The sequence below is a fragment of the Microbacterium sp. UBA3394 genome, assembly GCF_002358725.1.
GTDB classification, from domain to species: Bacteria; Actinomycetota; Actinomycetes; order Actinomycetales; family Microbacteriaceae; genus Microbacterium; species Microbacterium luteum.
Map to the genome: position 1 here is coordinate 9,411 of NZ_DEPK01000218.1, position 6,665 is coordinate 16,075.

Consider the following 6,665-nt stretch of genomic DNA (forward strand, 5'->3'; position numbering starts at 1 on the left):
ACGACGCATCCCATCACGGCCACCCGCAGCGGCACGGTCATGTCCTTGAGGCCCTCGGTCACCGAGTCGGCGAGGGTGTACACGTCCACCTGCGCGCGCCCGCACGACGGGCACGAGACGATCTCGAGCTTGCGCTCGCGCAGGTTCAGGGACTGCAGGATCTGGTGGCCGACCTTGACCTCCTCGGCGGGAGGGGCCGACAGCGAGACGCGGATGGTGTCGCCGATGCCCTCCGACAGCAGGATGCCGAACGCCGTCGCGCTCTTGATGGTCCCCTGGAAGGCGGGCCCGGCCTCGGTCACCCCGAGGTGGAGCGGCCAGTCGCCGCGCTCGGCGAGCTGCCGGTAGGCCTTCACCATCACGATCGGGTCGTTGTGCTTGACCGAGATCTTGAAGTCGTGGAAGTCGTGCTCCTCGAACAGCGACGCCTCCCACACCGCCGACTCCACGAGGGCTTCCGGCGTCGCCTTGCCGTACTTCTCCAGCAGCCGCTTGTCGAGGGAGCCGGCGTTGACGCCGATGCGCAGCGAGACGCCGGCGTCCTGCGCCGCGCGGGCGATCGCGCCGACCTGGTCGTCGAACTTGCGGATGTTGCCGGGATTCACGCGAACGGCCGCGCACCCCGCGTCGATGGCCTGGAAGACGTACTTGGGCTGGAAGTGGATGTCGGCGATGACCGGGATCTGGCTCTTCTTCGCGATGATGTGCAGCACGTCCGCATCGTCCTGACTCGGCACTGCGACACGCACGATCTCGCATCCGGATGCGGTCAGCTCGGCGATCTGCTGGAGGGTCGCGTTGATGTCGGTCGTCGGCGTCGTCGTCATCGACTGCACGCTGACCGGCGCGTCGCCGCCCACCAGCACCTTCCCCACGCGGATCTGCCGGCTCCGGCGCCGGGGCGCGAGCACGTCGGGGACACTCGGCATACCGATGTTCACTGCGGGCACCTCTTCAGGGTACGCCGTGGAGCACCCCGTACGGCCGCGGGCGGCCGCTCCGGCCTGTGGTAGGTTCGGCGCATGTTCCCGCGACGTCACTGGTGGCTCACCGCATAGGCGGTGGGTTTCGCGCGAACGACAGACCGCCCCTGACAGACACGGGCGGTCCTCTTCTCTGCAAGGGCCGACCGCCTATCCGACGAGAGAACCCGATGAGCACGTCTGCCCCCTCCCTCGCTGCCCTGGCCGCCAGCGACGCTCCCTTCGCCCTCATCGCCCGCGATTCCGACACGGTCGAGGTGCTCACCGGCGAGGTCGTGGACGTCGACCTGCTCGGCGACATCCCGCTGGTCGCAAGAGACGGCACGCCCCGGGAGGTGCTGGCTCTCGTGCCGTTCCGGCAGGTGCGCGAGCGCGGGTTCGTCTGCCACGACGACGGCGCCCCGCTGCGATGCCTGCTCGTCGACGAGCACACCTCCCTCCCGCGCGCAGACGTGCTCGCCGAGCTCCCCGGAGCGCCGGTCGCCCTCTCCGATGCCGGCTTCGACATCGCCGACGACGACTACGCCGACATCGTGCGCCGCGTGATCGCCGATGAGATCGGCCGCGGCGAAGGAGCGAACTTCGTCATCCGACGTGATTTCACGGCCTCGGTCGACGCCGACCCGCGCGTCGCCGCGCTCACGTGGTTCCGCGCGCTCGCCGAGCACGAGCAGGGCGCCTACTGGACCTTCGCCATCGTGACCGATGGCCACGTGGCGGTCGGCGCGAGCCCCGAGGCGCACGTGAGCGCGACAGGGGGCGTGGTCACCATGAACCCGATCTCGGGCACCTTCCGCCACCCGCAGGGCGGAGCCACCGTGGCGACGCTGAGCGAGTTCCTCGAATCGACCAAGGAGACCGAAGAGCTCTTCATGGTCGTCGACGAGGAGCTGAAGATGATGAGCGCCGTGTGCTCCGACGGCGGCCGCATCACCGGACCGCGCCTGAAGGAGATGTCGCGGCTGACGCACACCGAGTACATGCTGCGCGGACGCAGCCGCCTCGACCCGCGCGACATCCTCCGCGAGACGATGTTCGCACCCACCGTCACCGGATCCCCGATGCAGAACGCCTGCGCCGTCATCGCCCGGCACGAGACCTCCCCGCGCGGGTACTACTCGGGCGTCGCCGCCCTGTTCACGCCCCGCGCGACGCAGGTTTCGGATGAGCCCACGCACGACCTCGACGCGCCGATCCTCATCCGCACCGCCTACCTCGTCGACGGGGCGCTGCGCGTGCCGGTCGGCGCGACGCTCGTGCGGCATTCCGACCCCTATGGAGAGGTCGGCGAGACGCACGGGAAAGCCGCCGGGGTGCTCGGCGCGATCGGCGCCGTCGCGCGTGACACGCCGGGCTCCGCGGGCGACGACGACGCTCCCACCGGACCTCGCGCGCGGCTCGCGGAGAACCCGGATGTCGCGAGCCTGCTCGCCTCGCGCAACTCCCGCCTGGCCGACTTCTGGCTCAATCCGCAGTCCGGCGGCACCGACGGCCCCTTCACCGGGCACCGCGCGGTGATGGTGGATGCCGAGGACCGGTTCACGACGATGCTTGCGCACCAGCTGCGCCACCTGGGCCTCGACGTCACCATCACCCCGTGGCACGCCGTCACCGATGAAGAGATCGTCAGCGCCGAGCTGCTCGTGTGCGGTCCCGGCCCCGGCGACCCCCGCGGTCTCGAGAACCCGCGCATCGCCCGGATGCGCGAGGTCGTCGCGATGCGGCGCGCGACCGGGCGGCCGCTGCTGGCGGTGTGCCTGAGCCATCAGATCCTCGCCGACAGCCTCGGCATCGAGCTGGCTCCGCTCACCCGACCGCACCAGGGTGTGCAGCTGCGCGTCGACGTCTTCGGCGAGCCCGCCTCGATCGGTTTCTACAACACCTTCACCGCGACGGTGCCGGCCGGAACCAGCCGCATCGGCGAGGCCGAGGTCTCCGCCGACGGCGAATCCGGCGCGGTGTATGCGCTGCGCGGGCCGGGATTCGCCTCGGTGCAGGGGCACCTCGAGTCGATCCTGTCGCGCGACGGGCTGCGCACCCTCGAGCGGCTGGTGACCGAGGCCTTCGCCCCCACCTCCGCCTGAGCGCTGCGCAGACCCGCGATCGGCGGGACGGCGCCGCTCAGGAGCCGAAGATCGAGATCGGGTTGACGATGTCGGCGAGGATCAGCACGGCGCCCATCGCGATCAGGCACACGACCACGACGAAGGTCACGGGGACGAGCTTGGTCGCATCCACCGGCGCCGGAGGCGGACGACGCAGCAGCTTCGCCCACGCCCGCTTGATCCCCTCCCACAGCGCCACGACGACGTGACCGCCGTCCAGCGGCAGCAGCGGGATGAGGTTGAACACGAACAGGGCGATGTTCAGCGAGGCCAGGACAGACAGGATGCCGGCGACCCGGTTCAGGACCGGAGCCTCCGCGGAGGCGACCTCACCGGCGATGACACCGGCACCGACGATGCTCAGCGGCCCGTCGGGATCACGCTCTCCCCCGGTGACGAGGTCGACGCCGGTCTCCCAGACCTTCACCGGCAGCTGCCACATGATGCCCGCCACGGCACCGACGTTCTCGAAGGCCATCTGCGGACCCGCCCAGATGGGTTGCGGCTGCAGTTCGCTGACCGGCGAGATGCCGATGAATCCGACCTCTTCGGTCACGGCGACGTCGTTCTCGTCGGTGACGGCTCGCCCGGCCTCATCGGTCACGGGGCGTTCGGTCAGCAGCGGGGTGACCGCGAGGGTCGTCTCGGCACCGTCGCGGAGCACCACCACCTCGAGCGTCTCGCCCGGGGCGTCGCGGATGATCGCCGACGCCTCGTCGAAGCTCGCCACGGGCGTGCCGTCGATCGAGACGATCTCGTCGCCGGGCAGCATCCCCGCCTCCGCCGCGGGTGCGACGGGATCGGCCGATGTGCACTCGGCGCCCGCCGCCGACGCCGGCACCACGCACTCCGACACGGCGGCGACCGTCGTCGTCGCCGTGGACAATCCGATGCCCGAGGCCAACAGGGCGAACAGGACGATCGCCAGCAGCAGATTCATGACCGGGCCGCCCAGCATGATGATCACGCGTTTGAACACCGGCAGCCGGTAGAAGACGCGATCGTCGCCGTCACCGTGGACGGTCTCGTCGTTCGCGGCACGGGCGTCCTGGACCATCGTGGCGAAGAATCCGCCGCCGGCGCGTCCCTCGCCGGCACGCTCGGCGGGAGTGGGCGGATACATTCCCGCCATGGAGATGTAGCCGCCGATCGGGAGGGCCTTCACGCCGTACTCGGTCTCACCGACACGGCGGGACCACAGCGTCGGCCCGAAGCCGATCATGTACTGCCCCACGCGGACCCCGAAGCGCTTGGCGGGCACCAGGTGACCGATCTCGTGCAGAGCGATCGACACGGCGAGGCCCACGAAGAGCAGGGCGAAGCCGATGACGAATGCGATCACGAACCCACGGTACTCGCGCCTGCCTATGAAGAGGCCGCGAGGTGAGAGGATGGATGCCGCCATGCCGACCGACACCGCCTCCCATCTGCCACCCGTGCTCCGGCCCGAGAATCCGCCGACGCACGGCCTCGCCGACTTCGCGCGCGAGGTCGGCGCGCGTTCTTCGGACGACCTCACCGGCGTCACGCTGTCGGGCATCACGCTCGCCACCGCGGACCTGCGACCGGGCGACGTCTTCGTCGCGGTGCGCGGGATGAACCGGCACGGCGCGGAGTTCGCGGCCGACGCCGCCGCCGCCGGAGCGGTCGCGGTGGTCACCGACGCCGCCGGAGAGGCGATCGCGCGCACGGCCGGCATCCCGGTGCTCGTCGTCGACGACCCGCGAGCGGCTCTCGGCGACATGTCCGCGTGTGTCTACGCGACCGGCGCCGACGACGACCTGCCCCTCCTGCTCGGCACGACCGGCACCAACGGCAAGACGAGCGTGTCGCACCTCCTCGAGGGCATCCTGTCGCAGATCGGCGCGGTGACCGGACTCTCGTCCACCGCCGAGCGCCACATCGCCGGACAGATCATCGTGTCGCGACTGACCACGCCCGAGGCATACGAGATGCACGCGCTGCTGGCGCTGATGCGGGAACGCGGCGTCGAAGCCGTGGCCGTGGAGGTGAGCGCGCAGGCGCTGTCGCGGCGACGCGTCGACGGGATGATGTTCGACGTCGCCGGGTTCACGAACCTCTCCCACGACCATCTCGACGACTATGCCGACATGGCCGAGTACTTCGAGGCCAAGCTCCCGCTGTTCCGCCCGGACCGTTCGCGACGCGCCGTCATCAGCCTCGACTCCGCATCGGGGGCCGACGTCGTCGCGGCGTGCGAGGTGCCGTTTGTCACGATCGGCACTCCCGACATCGCCGACGAGCGGGACGCTGCCGCGGGCGCCGATTGGGTCGTGGAGATCATCGATGAGCAGCAGAGCGGCACACGCTTCGCGCTCGCCTCTCGCGACGGCCGGCGGCTGGAGACGACCGTGCCGGTCATCGGTCGTCACATGGCCGCCAACGCGGGTCTCGCGATCGTGATGATCCTGGAGGCCGGCTACCCGTGGGAGCGGCTGACCGCGGCGCTCGAGGGCGGCCGCATCGAGGCGTACCTGCCCGGTCGCACCGAACTGGTCTCCGGCGACGCCGGCCCGGCCGTCTACGTCGACTTCGGCCACTCCCCCGACGCCTTCGAGAAGACCCTCGCCGCCGTCCGGCGCGTCACGCCGGGCACGGTCCTCATGCTCTTCGGTGCGGACGGCGACCGCGACACCACGAAGCGACACGACATGGGCCGTACCGCCGTCGACGGCAGCGACATCCTGATCGTCACCGACCATCACCCCCGCCATGAGGAGCCGGACGCGATCCGTGCGAGCCTCGTCGAGGGCGCGCGCCGGGCGCGGCCCGACGCGGACATCCGCGAATTCTCACCACCGGAGCGCGCCATCCGCGAGGCCGTCGAGCTCGTCGGCGACGGCGATGCGATCCTGTGGGCCGGGCCCGGCCACCAGGACTACCGCGACATCCGCGGCGTGCGCACACCGTATTCGGCTCGCGAGCTCGCCCGCCGCGCTCTGCGCGACAGGGGATGGCCGGTGCCCGAACCGCGCTGGCCCGTGCCGTACCCCGACGACCAGACGCCGGACTCCGACCCGCTGCGCCCGTCGCGCTGACTCAGGCCGCGGCGACGGCGCGATCCGCCGCCTCACGCGCCCAGCGCTCGGCCTCGGCAAGGGTCTCGAGCGTGAGCTCCGTCGGAGGCTCGTGCGCATCGACCACGGCGGCGATCGTCTCGACGATGTCGGTGAAAGCGATCGCGCCGTCGTGGAACGCGTCGACGGCCTGCTCGTTCGCCGCGTTGAACACGGCGGGGAAGGTCGATCCCGCACGACCGACCTGCTTGGCCAGCGCAACGGCCGGAAACGCCTCGTCGTCGAGCGGTTCGAACGTCCACGAGGTGGCGCTCGACCAGTCGAGGGGTGCACCCACCCCGCCGACGCGGTGCGGCCAGTCCACGCCGAGAGAGATCGGCAGCCGCATGTCGGGGGGCGACGCCTGAGCGATCGTCGATCCGTCGACGAACTCGACCATCGAGTGCACGATCGATTGCGGGTGCACGACCACGTCGATGTGCTCGAACGGCACATCGAACAGCAGGTGCGCTTCGATGACCTCCAGGCCCTTGTTCACC

At 70.7% G+C, this 6,665-nt stretch carries 4 protein-coding genes and 1 pseudogene; 2 read left to right on the forward strand and 3 right to left on the reverse strand.

What is annotated here, in order from left to right; all coding sequences use genetic code 11:
• Positions 1–929 (reverse strand): flavodoxin-dependent (E)-4-hydroxy-3-methylbut-2-enyl-diphosphate synthase (ispG, locus tag B4E30_RS13375; protein WP_286795573.1); only part of this gene is annotated, 929 nt, incomplete at its 3' end.
• A gap of 224 nt (positions 930–1,153) precedes the next feature.
• Between ispG and B4E30_RS13380 the strand changes: the two genes are divergently transcribed.
• A complete protein-coding gene (locus B4E30_RS13380) occupies positions 1,154–3,067 on the forward strand; it encodes an anthranilate synthase family protein (RefSeq protein ID WP_286795571.1) in 1,914 nt (637 codons plus the stop codon).
• A 37-nt stretch (positions 3,068–3,104) separates the two neighbouring features.
• Here the strand turns inward: B4E30_RS13380 and B4E30_RS13385 are convergent, their stop codons facing one another.
• On the reverse strand, positions 3,105–4,430 hold the full coding sequence (locus tag B4E30_RS13385; protein WP_286795572.1) for a M50 family metallopeptidase: 1,326 nt from the start codon (positions 4,428–4,430) through the stop codon (positions 3,105–3,107).
• Between the two features lie 61 nt (positions 4,431–4,491).
• Here B4E30_RS13385 and B4E30_RS13390 point away from each other — a divergent pair, with 61 nt between their 5' ends.
• Entirely contained in the window at positions 4,492–6,147 is a 1,656-nt protein-coding gene (locus B4E30_RS13390; protein ID WP_286795574.1) for a Mur ligase family protein, read from the forward strand.
• 1 nt (position 6,148) lies between these two features.
• Here B4E30_RS13390 and B4E30_RS13395 read toward each other — a convergent pair.
• Positions 6,149–6,665 (reverse strand): annotated as a pseudogene (locus B4E30_RS13395) (1-deoxy-D-xylulose-5-phosphate reductoisomerase); the annotation flags it as partial.